The organism is Enterobacter cloacae complex sp. P43RS (genome assembly GCF_014930585.1).
Classification (GTDB): domain Bacteria; phylum Pseudomonadota; class Gammaproteobacteria; order Enterobacterales; family Enterobacteriaceae; genus Enterobacter; species Enterobacter bugandensis.
In genome coordinates this window covers 425,480-441,227 of sequence record NZ_JADBRJ010000003.1, presented here as the reverse complement: position 1 = coordinate 441,227, position 15,748 = coordinate 425,480, and the positions used below count along the sequence as shown (strand labels likewise).

Genomic DNA, 15,748 nt, shown 5'->3' with positions numbered 1-15,748 from the left:
TTAGATCTCTTTTTCTATTCGGCGTCACATCGCAGCGTTAACCTTGTCACAAAATAATGCTAAGAATGGAGAACGCTATGGCACACCCTATAATTCTCGATTGCGATCCGGGTCATGATGACGCGATCGCGCTCGTCCTCGCGCTTGCCTCCCCGGAACTGGACGTGAAAGCGGTCACCTCGTCCGCCGGAAATCAGACGCCGGACAAAACCCTACGCAACGTTTTACGAATGCTGACGCTGCTGAAACGCACCGATATTCCTGTCGCAGGCGGCGCCGTTAAGCCGCTGATGCGCGAGCTAATCATTGCCGACAACGTTCACGGTGAAAGCGGGCTGGATGGCCCGGCGCTGCCGGAGCCGGGCTTTGCACCGCAAAACTGCACCGCCGTGGAGCTAATGGCGAAGGTGCTGCGTGAAAGCGCAGAGCCCGTGACGCTGGTGGCTACCGGCCCGCAGACTAACGTTGCGCTTCTGCTGAACAGCCATCCGGAACTGCGCGGTAAAATCGCCCGTATTGTGATTATGGGTGGGGCTATGGGGCTAGGGAACTGGACGCCTGCGGCAGAATTCAACATCTTTGTTGATCCGGAAGCTGCGGAGATCGTTTTCCAGTCGGGCCTGCCGATTGTGATGGCGGGGCTGGACGTGACGCATCGGGCACAGATTATGGCAGACGATATTGAGCGCTTCCGCGCCGTGGGCAACCCGGTTGCGACAACCGTAGCCGAGCTGCTCGACTTCTTTATGGAGTACCACAAAGCCGAGAAATGGGGCTTTCACGGCGCGCCGCTGCATGACCCGTGCACCATCGCCTGGCTGCTGAAGCCTGAAATGTTTACCACGGTGGACAGATGGGTTGGCGTGGAGACGCAGGGGAAATATACCCAGGGGATGACGGTGGTGGATTACTATTCGCTGACGGGAAATAAACCGAATACGACGCTGATGGTGGATATCGACCGGGAGGCGTTTGTGGATTTGCTGGCGGAAAGACTTGCTTACTATTGTGCGGCCTGACGCCCTCACCCTGGCCCTCTCCCACGGGGAGAGGGAACTAAACTGCGCTTTTACTTATGGCTCAAACGGGCGACGCTGGAACTGATCGTGCCCGCACTTCGGGCACAGCGGCAACACATCCGGCGTATATACCGCAATATGGTGATGGCACTTCTCGCACACCAGATTCCCCAGCCCCACCACTTCACCGCTCTGGTACACGCCGTGATGATTTAAATCCTGGAACACCTCGCGCCACTCCAGCTGGGTTTTATCGGTAATATCCGCCAGCTCCTGCCACAGGCTCTCTTTGATCACCCGCATAAAGACGCTGTCGGCGATCTCATCCTGGCTCTCTTCGTAGCTGCGCGCGAACTCTTCCAGATCGCGGCGTACGGCGCGCGTCACCTCTTCCACTTCGGTTCGCGTTAACTCACCCGTTTGCGTCACCCGTTCACGCGCCTGTTCGACCAGCGCGTCAATATCGCGCTCGCCGTTACGCAGCCGTTCCGTCAGTGTCGCCACCAGTTCGCGGTAAAATTGAGCAACCTTGTTCATCATTTTGCCTCCCGGGTAAGTAACTATTTCTAATAATAGACCTTATTTCGCCGCCGCTTTGTCAGGTGAAGCACAGACCCGGTAAATTCCTGCAAAGTGCAATTGCGCGAAAGGCTGTTTTGACGCGGGCGTTTGGGCTATGCTATGCGGATCTGAATTACCACATCCATTGGCTACATTTTTGTAGCTGTATTGAACACAGGACCACTGGCTGCCATGCAAGAGCAATACCGCCCGGAAGAGATAGAATCAAAAGTCCAGCAACACTGGGACGAGAAGCGCACCTTTGAAGTAACCGAAGACGAGAGCAAAGAGAAGTATTACTGCCTGTCGATGCTTCCCTATCCTTCTGGTCGACTACACATGGGCCACGTGCGTAACTACACCATCGGTGATGTGATCGCCCGTTACCAGCGCATGCTCGGCAAAAACGTTCTGCAGCCAATCGGCTGGGATGCGTTCGGCCTGCCTGCAGAAGGCGCAGCGGTAAAAAACAATACCGCTCCGGCACCGTGGACGTACGACAACATCGCGTACATGAAAAACCAGCTCAAAATGCTGGGCTTCGGCTATGACTGGAGCCGCGAGCTGGCGACCTGTACCCCGGAATACTACCGCTGGGAGCAGAAGTTCTTCACCGAGCTGTACAAAAAAGGCCTGGTGTACAAGAAGACCTCTGCCGTTAACTGGTGCCCGAATGACCAGACCGTTCTGGCGAACGAGCAGGTTATCGACGGCTGCTGCTGGCGCTGCGACACCAAAGTTGAGCGTAAAGAGATCCCACAGTGGTTTATCAAAATCACCGCTTACGCTGACGAACTGCTGAACGATCTGGATACGCTGGATCACTGGCCTGACACCGTTAAGACCATGCAGCGCAACTGGATCGGCCGTTCTGAAGGCGTGGAAATTACCTTCAGCGTTGAGAACTACGACCAGACCCTGACCGTCTACACCACCCGTCCGGACACCTTCATGGGTGCGACCTATCTGGCCGTGGCCGCAGGTCACCCGCTGGCGCAGAAAGCGGCAGAGAACAACCCGGAACTGGCGACCTTCATCGACGAATGCCGCAACACGAAAGTGGCCGAAGCCGACATGGCGACGATGGAGAAAAAAGGCGTTGCGACGGGCTTCTATGCTAAGCACCCGCTGACGGGCGAAGCGATCCCGGTCTGGGCAGCAAACTTCGTTCTGATGGAGTACGGTACAGGTGCAGTCATGGCCGTTCCGGGTCACGATCAGCGTGACTACGAGTTTGCCACCAAATACAACCTGCCGATTAAAGCCGTTATTCTGGCCGCCGATGGTTCTGAACCTGACCTGTCCGAGCAGGCGTTGACCGAAAAAGGCACCCTGTTCAACTCCGGTGAGTTCAGCGGCCTCAGCTTCGAAGAGGGCTTCAACGCCATCGCCGATAAGCTGGCCTCACTGGGCGTGGGCGAGCGTAAAGTGAACTTCCGTCTGCGCGACTGGGGCGTGTCCCGTCAGCGTTACTGGGGTGCGCCAATTCCAATGGTGACCCTGGAAGACGGCACCGTCATGCCAACGCCTGAAGATCAGCTGCCCGTGATCCTGCCGGAAGACGTGGTCATGGACGGCATCACCAGCCCGATCAAAGCCGATCCTGAGTGGGCCAAAACCACCGTCAACGGCCAGCCTGCGCTGCGTGAAACCGACACCTTCGATACCTTTATGGAGTCCTCCTGGTACTACGCGCGCTACACCTGCCCGCAGTACAAAGAAGGCATGCTGGATTCTGACGCCGCCAACTACTGGCTGCCGGTAGATATCTATATTGGTGGTATCGAACACGCCATCATGCACCTGCTCTACTTCCGCTTTTTCCATAAGCTGATGCGCGATGCCGGCATGGTGAACTCTGACGAGCCCGCTAAACAGCTGCTGTGCCAGGGTATGGTGCTGGCAGACGCCTTCTACTACGTTGGCGCGAACGGAGAGCGTAACTGGGTTTCTCCGGTTGATGCGATCGTTGAGCGCGACGAGAAAGGCCGTATCGTGAAGGCGACAGACGCTGAAGGCCATGAACTGGTTTATACCGGCATGAGCAAGATGTCCAAGTCTAAAAACAACGGCATCGACCCGCAGGTGATGGTTGAGCGTTACGGCGCGGACACCGTACGTCTGTTCATGATGTTTGCTTCTCCGGCTGATATGACCCTTGAGTGGCAGGAATCCGGCGTAGAAGGCGCGAACCGCTTCCTGAAACGCGTCTGGAAGCTGGTGTACGAACATACCGCACAGGGTGATGCTCCGGCACTGAACGCCGCTGCGCTGAGCGAAGATCAGCAGGCACTGCGTCGTGATGTTCATAAAACGATCGCGAAAGTGACCGATGATATTGGTCGTCGTCAGACCTTCAATACCGCAATTGCGGCTATTATGGAACTGATGAACAAGCTGGCGAAAGCCCCGCAGGACGGCGAGCAGGATCGTGCCATCATGCGTGAAGCGCTGCTGGCCGTGGTTCGCATGCTTAACCCGTTCACGCCACACGTCAGCTTCACCCTGTGGCAGGAGCTGAAAGGCGAAGGCGATATCGACAACGCGCCGTGGCCGGTGGCTGACGAAGCAGCGATGGTGGAAAACACCACGCTGGTGGTGGTCCAGGTCAACGGCAAAGTCCGTGGTAAAATTACCGTGGCGGTCGATGCAACTGAAGATCAGGTTCGCGAGCGCGCGGGCCAGGAACCTCTGGTTGCGAAATATCTTGAGGGCGTTACCTTACGTAAAGCGATCTACGTACCGGGTAAACTGCTCAATCTGGTCGTTGGCTAAGCGCGGGAGGAAACGTGCGACAACTGGCAACAATACTCTTATCTCTGGCGGTGCTTGTCACCGCTGGCTGTGGCTGGCACCTGCGCAATACCACGGCGGTGCCTGCTGAGATGAAAACAATGATCTTTGATTCCGGGGATCCAAACGGACCGCTCAGCCGGGCCATTCGTAATCAGCTGCGCCTGAACGGCGTTGAGCTTATTGAGAAAGGTACGCTGCGCCAGGATGTACCGTCTCTGCGCGTACTGGGAATGACGCTGGGCCAGGATACGGCGTCCATCTTCCAGGACGGCCGCACGGCTGAATATCAGATGGTGCTGTCGGTCAACGCGGCTGTACTGATCCCGGGTAAAGACATCTATCCGATCAGCGCAAAAGTGTATCGTTCGTTCTTTGATAACCCGCAAACCGCGCTGGCAAAAGATGCCGAACAGCAGATTATCATCAACGAAATGTACGACAAGGCGGCGGAACAGCTGATCCGCAAACTGCCGGGTATTGCAGCGTCTAACCGAGAAGGCTCTGACATTATTGAAAAACCGGATGCCAGTACGCCTCCTGTTTCTACCTCTCTGGGTAAATGATGATCAGGCTGTATCCTGAACAACTCCGCGCGCAGCTCAATGAAGGGCTGCGCGCGGCGTATCTGCTGCTCGGAAACGACCCGTTACTACTTCAGGAAAGCCTGGATGCCGTGCGGCATGCGGCCGCGGCTCAGGGCTTTGATGAACACCATACCGTTCAGGTGGATAACGCCACCGACTGGAACGCCCTCTTCTCACTCTGTCAGGCGATGAGCCTTTTTGCGTCGCGCCAGACAATCCAGATCCTGCTGCCGGAGAACGGCCCTAACGCTGCCATCAATGAGCAACTCGCCACGCTGGTCAGCCTGTTACACAGCGATCTGCTGTTGATTGTGCGCGGCAGCAAGCTCACCAAAGCGCAGGAAAACGCGGCATGGTTCACCCAGCTCGCGACCCACGCGGTGCTGGTCACCTGCCAGACGCCTGAGCAGGCGCACCTGCCTAAATGGGTCGCCGCGAGAGCGAAGCAGCACAACCTTCAACTGGACGATGCGGCGAACCAACTGCTCTGCTACTGCTATGAAGGCAACCTGCTGGCACTGGCACAGGCGCTGGACAGGCTCTCCCTGCTCTGGCCGGACGGCAAGCTGACCTTACCGCGCGTTGAGCAGGCCGTTAACGATGCCGCACACTTCACGCCGTTCCACTGGGTGGATGCGCTACTCTCGGCGAAAAGCAAACGCGCCCTGCATATTCTCCAGCAGCTGCGCCTGGAGGGCAGTGAACCCGTCATTCTGCTGCGCACGCTGCAGCGCGAGCTGTTGCTGCTGATAACGCTCAAGCGCCAGTCGGCCCATACGCCGTTACGCTCCCTGTTTGATAAACACCGGGTGTGGCAAAACCGGCGGGCAATGACCACCGAGGCCATCAACCGCCTGAGCCATGAACAGCTGCGCCAGGCGGTTCAGCTTCTGATGCGCGCCGAGCTTACCCTAAAACAAGATTACGGCCAGTCGGTGTGGGCGGAGCTGGAAAGCCTTTCCCTGCTGCTTTGCCACAAGGCGCTGGCTGACGTATTTATTGATGGATAGTATGCACTCTTTACAGGCCCTGTATGGCGGCACCTTTGACCCGGTACACTACGGGCATCTGAAGCCGGTAGAAATTCTGGCAAATCTGATCGGCCTGCAGCGCGTTACCATCATGCCCAATAATGTTCCGCCGCACCGCCCCCAGCCTGAAGCAACCAGCGAGCAGCGCAAAGAGATGCTCGCTCTGGCTATCGCGGATAAGCCGCTCTTCAGGCTGGATGAACGGGAATTGCGTCGCGACACCCCCTCGTGGACGTCGCAAACGCTGCAGGAGTGGCGGGCCGAGCAAGGGCCTGACCAGCCGCTCGCCTTTATCATCGGTCAGGACTCCCTGCTCAATTTCCCCACGTGGCACAAGTATGAAACCATTCTGGGGAACAGCCACCTGCTCGTCTGCCGCCGTCCGGGCTACCCGCTGACCATGCGCGAAGCGCAATATCAGCAGTGGCTTGAAGACCATCTCACCGATAACGTTGAAGATCTTCACAACCAGCCCGCCGGGAAGATTTATCTGGCGGAGACGCCGTGGTTCGACATCTCTGCGACCGTTATTCGCGAACGTTTACAGCAGGGTTTAGCCTGTGACGATCTGCTGCCTGCCCCGGTGCTGGCGTATATTCATACGCACGGGTTGTATCAGAAAACCGCAGATAAATAGCCGGAGGGCATAAAAAGCAGCATATTGATTATCCTGCCTTGACAGGTTAAGCCATACTGTTATCCTCCGCTGCCAGACTTTCCCGCCGATCGTTGCTTTACAGAAATTGTTTTACAAAAATGGCGATGCAATCTCAGGCGGAGGGTGGGATGATACCCGCCTTCAAAAGCCCGGACGGTGACATTTGTCCCGACAGGGGCGTCAGTTCAGGTATACTGTCTGGCCACGAATTCATAGTTGTACAATCTCATTCACCCAGGGGGAAAACTTGCAGGGTAAAGCACTCCAGGATTTTGTTATCGACAAAATTGATGACCTGAAAGGTCAGGACATCATCGCTATCGACGTTAAGGGTAAATCCAGTATTACCGACTGCATGATTATCTGCACCGGTACCTCTACGCGTCATGTTGTTTCGATTGCCGACCATGTGGTTCAGGAATCGCGCGCAGCAGGACTCTTACCGCTTGGCGTTGAAGGTGAAGCGACCGCTGACTGGGTGGTTGTTGACCTCGGCGATGTGATTGTCCACGTCATGCAGGAAGAGAGCCGTCGCCTGTATGAGCTGGAAAAACTCTGGGGTTAATGCGTGAAGTTGCAGCTGGTCGCCGTCGGCACCAAAATGCCGGACTGGGTACAAACCGGTTTTACTGAATATCTGCGTCGTTTTCCCAAAGACATGCCGTTCGAACTGGTGGAGATCCCCGCCGGGAAGCGCGGTAAGAACGCGGATATCAAACGTATTCTCGACAAAGAGGGTGAACTGATGCTTGCTGCCGCAGGCAAGAACCGCATCGTCACCCTTGATATTCCAGGTAAACCCTGGGATACGCCGCAGCTGGCGCATGAACTGGAGCGCTGGAAGCAGGATGGCCGCGACGTCAGTCTGTTGATTGGCGGACCTGAAGGGTTATCCCCCGCCTGCAAAGCGGCAGCAGAACAAAGTTGGTCTCTCTCTGCGCTGACGCTGCCCCACCCGCTCGTGCGGGTCCTGGTGGCGGAAAGCTTGTATCGCGCGTGGAGCATTACTACCAACCACCCCTATCACCGCGAGTAATGACTGACCAGGGTAGATTAAGCAGCGGATGAAACTACAGAATTCTTTTCGCGACTATACGGCTGAGTCCGCGCTGTTTGTGCGCCGGGCGCTGGTCGCCTTTACGGGGATTTTGCTGCTTACCGGCGTGCTGATCGCCAACCTTTATAATCTGCAAATTGTCCGCTTTACCGATTACCAGACGCGTTCTAACGAAAACCGCATTAAGCTGGTGCCTATCGCACCCAGCCGCGGCATTATCTACGACCGTAACGGCACCCCTCTGGCGTTAAACCGCACCATCTATCAAGTCGAGATGATGCCGGAGAAGGTCGATAACGTGCAGAATACGCTGGAAGCGCTAAGGAGCGTTGTCGATCTTAACGATGATGATATCGCGGCCTTCAAAAAAGAGCGCGCCCGCTCTCACCGTTTCACCTCCATTCCGGTTAAAACCAATCTGACGGAAGTCCAGGTCGCCCGTTTTGCGGTGAACCAGTACCGCTTCCCCGGTGTGGAAGTGAAGGGTTACAAGCGTCGCTACTATCCTTACGGATCCGCGCTGACGCATGTGATTGGCTACGTTTCCAAGATTAACGATAAAGACGTCGAGCGCCTCGATAAAGACGGCAAGCTGGCGAACTACGCCGCGACGCATGATATCGGCAAGCTGGGGATTGAACGCTACTACGAAGATGTCCTGCACGGGCAGACCGGCTATGAAGAAGTTGAGGTCAACAACCGTGGTCGCGTCATTCGCCAGCTTAAGGAAGTGCCGCCTCAGGCGGGGCACGACGTCTATCTGACGCTCGATCTCAAACTGCAGCAGTATATTGAAACCCTGCTGGCGGGCAGCCGCGCCGCCGTGGTGGTCACCGACCCGCGCACCGGCGGCATTCTGGCCATGGTTTCTATGCCAAGCTATGACCCGAACCTCTTTGTTGACGGTATCTCCAGCAAAGACTACTCCGGCCTGTTGAATGACCCTAACACCCCGCTGGTGAACCGCGCCACGCAAGGCGTTTACCCGCCGGCATCAACGGTTAAACCGTACGTGGCGGTCTCAGCGCTGAGCGCGGGCGTCATCAACCGCAATACCAGCCTGTTTGACCCGGGCTGGTGGCAGCTACCGGGCTCTGAAAAACGCTATCGCGACTGGAAGAAATGGGGCCACGGCCATCTGAACGTTACGAAATCTCTGGAAGAATCTGCGGATACCTTCTTCTATCAGGTGGCGTATGACATGGGCATTGACCGCCTGTCTGAGTGGATGAGCAAATTCGGCTACGGACATTACACCGGCGTGGATCTGGCTGAAGAGCGCTCCGGCAACATGCCAACCCGTGAGTGGAAGCTGAAGCGCTTTAAGAAGCCGTGGTATCAGGGTGATACCATACCGGTGGGTATCGGCCAGGGTTACTGGACGGCCACCCCGCTTCAGATGAACAAAGCGATGATGATCCTCATTAACGACGGCGTGGTGAAAGTTCCGCATCTGCTGCAAAGCACCGTTGAAGATGGCAAAAAAGTGCCGTGGGTGCAGCCCCATGAAGCGCCGGTAGGCGACATCCATTCCGGCTTCTGGGAAATAGCGAAAGACGGTATGTACGGTGTGGCAAACCGTCCAAACGGAACCGCGCACAAGTATTTCGCCGGTACGCCATATAAAGTGGCCGCGAAATCCGGTACGGCGCAGGTCTTTGGCCTGAAAGCCAATGAAACCTATAACGCACACCGCATTGCCGAACGTCTGCGTGACCATAAGCTGATGACGGCGTTTGCCCCTTATGATAACCCGCAGGTGGCGGTGGCAATGATTCTGGAGAACGGCGGCGCTGGCCCGGCAGTAGGGACCATCATGCGCCAGATCCTGGACCACATTATGCTGGGTGATAACAACACCGAACTGCCGGCTGAAAATCCGGCCGCCGCTGCGGCGGAGGACCAATAATCATGACGGATAATCCAAATAAAAAATCGCTGTGGGATAAAATTCACATCGACCCAGCCATGCTGCTGATCCTGCTGGCCCTGCTGGTTTACAGCGCCCTGGTTATCTGGAGCGCCAGCGGCCAGGACATCGGCATGATGGAACGCAAGATCGGCCAGATCGCGATGGGTCTGGTCATTATGGTGGTAATGGCGCAGATCCCGCCGCGCGTCTATGAAGGCTGGGCGCCCTATCTCTACATCTTCTGTATTATTTTGCTGGTGGCGGTAGATGCGTTCGGTGCCATCTCAAAAGGGGCACAGCGCTGGCTGGATCTGGGCGTTGTTCGTTTCCAGCCCTCGGAGATTGCCAAAATCGCAGTTCCGCTGATGGTGGCGCGCTTTATCAACCGCGACGTCTGTCCGCCGTCGCTGAAAAATACCGCTATCGCCCTGGTGCTAATATTCCTGCCGACACTGCTGGTTGCGGCGCAGCCTGACCTCGGCACCTCGATCCTTATCGCCCTCTCCGGCCTGTTTGTCCTGTTCCTGTCGGGCTTAAGCTGGCGTCTGATTGGTATCGCGGTGGTGCTGGTTGCAGCGTTTATCCCTATCCTGTGGTTCTTCCTGATGCATGACTACCAGCGCCAGCGCGTCATGATGCTTCTCGATCCGGAAACCGATCCGCTCGGTGCGGGCTATCATATTATTCAGTCCAAGATTGCGATTGGCTCCGGCGGCCTGCGCGGTAAAGGCTGGCTGCACGGTACCCAGTCGCAGCTGGAGTTTTTACCGGAGCGCCACACCGACTTTATCTTTGCGGTACTGGCGGAAGAGCTGGGACTGGTTGGCATCCTGATCCTGCTGGCGCTCTACGTGCTGCTCATCATGCGAGGTTTGTGGATTGCGGCCCGCGCGCAGACCACCTTCGGCCGCGTCATGGCAGGCGGACTGATGTTGATTTTATTCGTTTATGTCTTCGTAAATATTGGTATGGTGAGTGGTATTCTGCCGGTGGTAGGCGTACCGCTGCCGCTGGTGAGTTACGGAGGCTCGGCACTGATCGTGTTGATGGCCGGGTTTGGTATCGTGATGTCGATCCACACCCACAGAAAAATGTTGTCAAAAAGCGTATAAAAATAAGGGGATCGGAATGCGTAAGCAGTGGCTGGGTATCTGCATTGCGGCAAGTTTACTTGCGGCCTGTACAAGTGATGATGGTCAGCAACAAGCAACCGTCGCGCCGCCGCAGCCTGCGGTGTGTAATGGCCCAATCGTTGAAATTAGCGGTGCCGATCCCGTTTATGAACCGCTGAATGCCAGCGCGAATCAGGATTACGAGCGCGACGGCAAAAGCTACAAAATTGTGCAGGATCCGTCCCGCTTTAGCCAGGCTGGCTTTGCCGCCATTTATGATGCTGAGCCGGGCAGTAACCTGACGGCATCGGGTGAAACATTTGACCCAATGCAGTTGACTGCGGCGCACCCGACGCTACCTATCCCTAGCTACGCCCGTATCACCAACCTGGCGAACGGCCGTATGATCGTCGTGCGTATTAACGACCGCGGCCCGTACGGTAATGACCGGGTGATTTCCCTGTCCCGCGCGTCTGCCGATCGCCTGAATACCTCAAACAACACCAAAGTTCGCATTGACCCAATTATCGTGGCGCAGGATGGTTCGCTCTCCGGGCCGGGAACCGCGTGTACCACGGTGGCGAAACAGACCTATGCTCTCCCCGACCGCCCAAATCTGGACGGCGGCATGGGAAGCGTCTCCTCGCCGGCAGAGCCTTCTCAGCCGGCGGGAGAAATACGCCCAATCAGCAATGACACCCTGCAAAGCGATGATGCCACTGGCGCACCGGTAAAAAGCAGCGGCTTCCTTGGCGCACCAACGAACTTAGCCTCGGGCGTGCTGGAGAGCAGTGAGCCGACGCCAGCCCCTGTTGCCGCCCCCGTCGTGCAGCAGCCTGCCCCGGTAACGGCTCCGGTCACGACCCAGAGCGCAGCCGTTGCCGCTCCCGCAGCAGCCAGCGGCGGCTTTGTCGTCCAGGTGGGCGCAGTGAGCGATCGGGCCCGTGCCCAGCAGTATCAGCAGCGTCTAAGCCAGCAGTTTGGCGTGCCAGGACGCGTTGAGCAAAACGGCGCGGTCTGGCGTATTCAGATGGGGCCGTTTGCCAGCAAGTCGCAGGCGGCATCCCTGCAGCAGCGTTTGCAGAGCGAGGCACAGCTGCAGTCCTTTATCGCTGTTACGAAGTAATTAATCGGCGGTATCCGAAATGTCAGTTTGTGTAAAACACATTCACAAACTCATGCTTAAAGTCGGATGCCTGCCTGAATAGCATTTGCTATAGTAAGGCACTTTTTTTAATTCCATCACGGATGTCGTAGTTCTGACCATGAAGACCACTTTTTCTGCTCGTTTTGTGCAGCGCATGGCGCTGACCACGGCCCTTTGCGCGGCTGCACTCTCTGCAGCTCATGCTGATGACCTGAATATCAAGACCATGATCCCTGGCGTTCCGCAAATCGACGCGGAATCCTACATCCTGATCGATTACAACTCTGGCAAAGTGCTGGCAGAACAGAATGCCGATGCCCGCCGTGACCCGGCCAGCCTGACCAAAATGATGACCAGCTACGTCATCGGCCAGGCAATGAAAGCCGGTAAGTTCAAAGAGACGGATCTGGTGACCATCGGCAACGATGCGTGGGCTACCGGGAACCCGGTTTTCAAAGGTTCCTCGCTGATGTTCCTGAAGCCAGGAATGCAGGTTCCGGTTTCTCAGTTAATTCGTGGCATTAACCTGCAGTCCGGTAACGATGCCTGCGTAGCGATGGCCGATTTCGCCGCCGGTAGTCAGGATGCGTTCGTGGGCCTGATGAACAGCTACGTAAATGCCCTGGGTCTGAAGAACAGCCACTTCCAGACCGTACACGGTCTCGATGCAGACGGTCAGTACAGCTCCGCGCGTGATATGGCGCTGATTGGTCAGGCGCTGATCCGCGACGTACCTAACGAGTACTCTATCTACAAAGAGAAAGAGTTCACCTTCAACGGCATTCGTCAGACCAACCGTAACGGCCTGCTGTGGGATAACAGCCTGAACGTTGACGGCATCAAAACCGGCCACACCGACAAAGCCGGTTACAACCTGGTGGCCTCTGCCACTGAAGGCCAGATGCGCCTGATCTCTGCCGTGATGGGCGGTCGCACCTTTAAAGGTCGCGAAACCGAAAGTAAGAAGCTGCTGACCTGGGGCTTCCGTTTCTTCGAAACCGTGAACCCGCTGAAAGCAGGCAAAGAATTTGCTTCTGAACCCGTCTGGTTCGGCGATAACGATCGTGCTTCTCTGGGCGTGGATAAAGACCTCTACCTGACCATTCCACGCGGTCGTATGAAGGATCTGAAAGCAAGCTATGTGCTCAACACCACCGAACTGCATGCCCCGCTGCATAAAAACCAGGTGGTGGGTACCATCAACTTCCAGCTGGACGGTAAAACGATCGACCAGCGTCCACTCGTGGTATTGGAAGAAATTCCTGAAGGCAATTTCTTCGGCAAAATCATTGATTACATTAAACTGATGTTCCATCACTGGTTTGGCTAAAAATCGAACACTTGAAAGTGTGATTTTGATCCCCATATACTAAGTATCCTGATAACTCCCACCTGACGTGGGAGTTATTCTTTTTGACGTTACGCCGGAGCTGACATGAAAACCAAACTTAACGAACTGCTTGAATTCCCTACCCCGTTTACCTACAAAGTAATGGGTCTGGCGAAACCTGAGCTGGTTGATCAGGTGGTTGAAGTGGTACAGCGCCATGCGCCGGGTGACTACTCTCCGTCAGTAAAACCAAGCAGCAAGGGCAACTACCACTCGGTTTCTATTACCATCACTGCCACACATATCGAGCAGGTTGAGACGCTGTACGAAGAGCTCGGCAATATCGAAATCGTTCGTATGGTGCTGTAGTCCCTTTGCGGTTACCCGGTTTACCGGGTAACCCCTCTTCCCCGCTGTGATATACTCCCCCTCATCTTTTGTTTCTCGTCTTCGGAGACGCGTTTTGTATCAGGATAAAATTCTGGTCCGTCATCTCGGGCTGCAACCTTATGAGCCTGTCTCTCAGGCTATGCACGAGTTCACCGATTCACGCGATGACACAACCCCTGATGAGATTTGGCTGGTCGAACATCTGCCGGTATTTACGCAGGGCCAGGCGGGAAAAGCGGAACACTTATTAATGACGGGCGATATCCCGGTGATCCAGAGCGATCGTGGCGGACAGGTGACTTACCACGGTCCGGGTCAGCAGGTCATGTACGTCCTGCTTAATCTGAAGCGCAGAAAGCTTGGCGTACGTGAGCTGGTGACGTTACTGGAACAGACCGTCGTCAACACGCTGGCGGAGTATGGGATTGACGCGCATCCGCGTGCAGATGCGCCGGGCGTCTACGTTGGCGAAATGAAGATCTGCTCTCTGGGGCTACGTATTCGTAAAGGTTGTTCCTTCCACGGTCTGGCATTGAATATTAATATGGATCTTACGCCTTTCCAGCGCATAAACCCCTGCGGCTACGCCGGCATGGAAATGACGCAAATGCGCCAGTGGGTCGATACCGCTACGCCAGAAAATATACGTCCCGTGCTTCTGAAGAATGTGTTAGCGCTACTTAACAATCCCCCGCACGAATATATCCCTGCTTAATATATCATCCAGAATGGCTCGATAATTTGACGGGCCACTGTTTATTTAACGCTTTTACGCTTTACAATAATCCGCAGATTCTATATTTTCGAAGCGCCCGAATATTGCCCTTACATATTATTTAGCCTCCGGACAGCACGGCATACACAGGCTAAGTAACTTGAGTGATAATCACACAACTGTTTGTTTTTGATAAACAAGTGGAACAAAAGCAACACTTTACGAATCTCTACAAGCATAATAAATAAATTGAACTATCATTCATGTTGTGAATGTATACGGAGTGAAAGCGTGGAGTATAATAATTTACCAGCCAAACGCCTGAATGACCCTGGTGGCGAAGATAAGCCGCAAATTTTTCGGACTTTACGTAATATTGATCTCAATTTACTGACTATTTTTGAGGCAGTATATGTCCATAAGGGTATCGTTAATGCTGCGAAAATTCTTAATCTCACGCCATCGGCAATAAGTCAGTCAATTCAAAAGCTACGGGCTATATTTCCCGACCCCTTATTTATCCGTAAGGGCCAGGGCGTCACGCCAACGGCCTATGCGACACATCTCCACGAATACATCAGCCAGGGGCTGGAGTCGATTCTGGGTGCGCTGGATTTAACCGGAAGCTATGACAAACAGAGAACCATCACCATCGGCTGCTCCCCTTCTGTCGGCGTGCTGGTGATGCCCGCGATCTTCCAGGCAGTGAAAGAGCATGCGCCTCAGCTTCTGCTTCGCAATGTGCCTCTTAACGAACCTGACGTTCAGCTTGCTCAGTTCCAGACGGACCTGGTCATCGAAAGCGGCAGCTTTAGCGCCCGAGCGCTGGGGCAAAATGTGCTTTACGCCGATAACCTGGTGCTGGTTTGCCGCAGGCAGCACCCCGTCCTCAGCGAGCCGTTATCCATTGAAAACCTGCGCAACTACGACCACTCGTCTTTCATGACCGAAGGACAGTCTAACCACGCTCTGCGTCAGCGTATTGACGAAATTTTCCCGGAACGTCAGATCAGTTTCAGCAGTTACAATATGTTCACCACCGCATCCCTGATTGGCAGCAGCGATATGCTGTGCATCATGCCTTCACGCCTGTATAACCTGCTGCGGAAATGCTGGCCGCTGGAGAGTATTCCGCTTAGCCAGCTCAATGCAGAATCTATCGAGATTTCACTGCATTACAACAAGCTCAGCTTGCGCGATCCGGTACTGGAAAACGTCATCCGCATTATCCGTCAGGCCTTCTGACAGAGCGTACCCGTACACGTCCCTGCCGCTCGCAGGGCAAAAGGCACAAAACAACAACTATTTTACAAATTGGCGACCTGGCAGGCTGCTTTAACGCCCCTATAAATGATATACTGCCTGTCGTTCGTTCAAAAATAGTTGATAAATACAACATTCCCTTGAAATGAAACGCTTTCCTTCGATATTCGCAA

15 protein-coding genes are annotated in these 15,748 nt (G+C 55.2%); 14 read left to right on the top strand and 1 reads right to left on the bottom strand.

What is annotated here, in order from left to right; all coding sequences use genetic code 11:
- The first annotated feature begins 77 nt into the window (after positions 1 to 77).
- A complete protein-coding gene (gene rihA / locus IM294_RS09150) occupies positions 78 to 1,019 on the top strand; it encodes a pyrimidine-specific ribonucleoside hydrolase RihA (protein WP_048999839.1) in 942 nt (313 codons plus the stop codon).
- A 54-nt stretch (positions 1,020 to 1,073) separates the two neighbouring features.
- Here the strand turns inward: rihA and IM294_RS09145 are convergent, their stop codons facing one another.
- On the bottom strand, positions 1,074 to 1,556 hold the full coding sequence (locus tag IM294_RS09145; protein ID WP_028012343.1) for a zinc ribbon-containing protein: 483 nt from the start codon (positions 1,554 to 1,556) through the stop codon (positions 1,074 to 1,076).
- A gap of 216 nt (positions 1,557 to 1,772) precedes the next feature.
- Here IM294_RS09145 and leuS point away from each other — a divergent pair, with 216 nt between their 5' ends.
- The 13 genes from leuS (at position 1,773) to IM294_RS09080 (ending at position 15,557) form a co-directional block, all read left to right on the top strand.
- Positions 1,773 to 4,355: a leucine--tRNA ligase gene (gene leuS / locus IM294_RS09140; RefSeq protein ID WP_126818631.1), complete on the top strand. Its 2,583-nt coding sequence runs from the start codon at positions 1,773 to 1,775 to the stop codon at positions 4,353 to 4,355.
- 14 nt (positions 4,356 to 4,369) lie between these two features.
- On the top strand, positions 4,370 to 4,939 hold the full coding sequence (gene lptE / locus IM294_RS09135) for an LPS assembly lipoprotein LptE (RefSeq protein WP_045630867.1): 570 nt from the start codon (positions 4,370 to 4,372) through the stop codon (positions 4,937 to 4,939).
- Positions 4,939 to 5,970: a DNA polymerase III subunit delta gene (gene holA / locus IM294_RS09130; protein WP_028012340.1), complete on the top strand. Its 1,032-nt coding sequence runs from the start codon at positions 4,939 to 4,941 to the stop codon at positions 5,968 to 5,970. The genes lptE and holA overlap by 1 nt, the downstream gene beginning before the upstream one ends.
- Entirely contained in the window at positions 5,963 to 6,628 is a 666-nt protein-coding gene (gene nadD, locus IM294_RS09125; RefSeq protein WP_028012339.1) for a nicotinate-nucleotide adenylyltransferase, read from the top strand. The genes holA and nadD overlap by 8 nt, the downstream gene beginning before the upstream one ends.
- 268 nt (positions 6,629 to 6,896) lie before the next feature.
- Complete coding sequence (rsfS, locus tag IM294_RS09120; RefSeq protein ID WP_003858696.1) at positions 6,897 to 7,214, top strand: ribosome silencing factor; 318 nt, start codon at positions 6,897 to 6,899, stop codon at positions 7,212 to 7,214.
- Between the two features lie 3 nt (positions 7,215 to 7,217).
- Positions 7,218 to 7,685: a 23S rRNA (pseudouridine(1915)-N(3))-methyltransferase RlmH gene (gene rlmH / locus IM294_RS09115; protein ID WP_003858701.1), complete on the top strand. Its 468-nt coding sequence runs from the start codon at positions 7,218 to 7,220 to the stop codon at positions 7,683 to 7,685.
- 28 nt (positions 7,686 to 7,713) lie between these two features.
- Positions 7,714 to 9,615 (top strand): peptidoglycan DD-transpeptidase MrdA, encoded by a 1,902-nt coding sequence (gene mrdA, locus IM294_RS09110; protein WP_028012338.1) that lies wholly within the window; start codon positions 7,714 to 7,716, stop codon positions 9,613 to 9,615.
- A 2-nt stretch (positions 9,616 to 9,617) separates the two neighbouring features.
- The gene (gene mrdB, locus IM294_RS09105; protein ID WP_013097590.1) at positions 9,618 to 10,730 is read left to right on the top strand and encodes a peptidoglycan glycosyltransferase MrdB; all 1,113 of its coding nucleotides are present in this window, start codon (positions 9,618 to 9,620) and stop codon (positions 10,728 to 10,730) included.
- Positions 10,731 to 10,746: 16 nt separating this feature from the next.
- Positions 10,747 to 11,856 carry an endolytic peptidoglycan transglycosylase RlpA gene (gene rlpA, locus IM294_RS09100; RefSeq protein WP_028012337.1) on the top strand — a complete coding sequence of 370 codons (1,110 nt, stop codon included), beginning with the start codon at positions 10,747 to 10,749 and terminating at the stop codon, positions 11,854 to 11,856.
- A gap of 139 nt (positions 11,857 to 11,995) precedes the next feature.
- Positions 11,996 to 13,207, top strand: coding sequence for a D-alanyl-D-alanine carboxypeptidase DacA (gene dacA / locus IM294_RS09095; protein ID WP_028012336.1), 1,212 nt, complete (start codon positions 11,996 to 11,998; stop codon positions 13,205 to 13,207).
- A 105-nt stretch (positions 13,208 to 13,312) separates the two neighbouring features.
- Positions 13,313 to 13,576, top strand: a complete 264-nt coding sequence (gene ybeD, locus IM294_RS09090; protein ID WP_003858718.1) for a DUF493 family protein YbeD — start codon at positions 13,313 to 13,315, stop codon at positions 13,574 to 13,576.
- Between the two features lie 94 nt (positions 13,577 to 13,670).
- Complete coding sequence (gene lipB, locus IM294_RS09085) at positions 13,671 to 14,312, top strand: lipoyl(octanoyl) transferase LipB (RefSeq protein WP_028012335.1); 642 nt, start codon at positions 13,671 to 13,673, stop codon at positions 14,310 to 14,312.
- Positions 14,313 to 14,603: 291 nt separating this feature from the next.
- On the top strand, positions 14,604 to 15,557 hold the full coding sequence (locus IM294_RS09080; protein WP_047367726.1) for a YbeF family transcriptional regulator: 954 nt from the start codon (positions 14,604 to 14,606) through the stop codon (positions 15,555 to 15,557).
- Positions 15,558 to 15,748 lie beyond the last annotated feature (191 nt).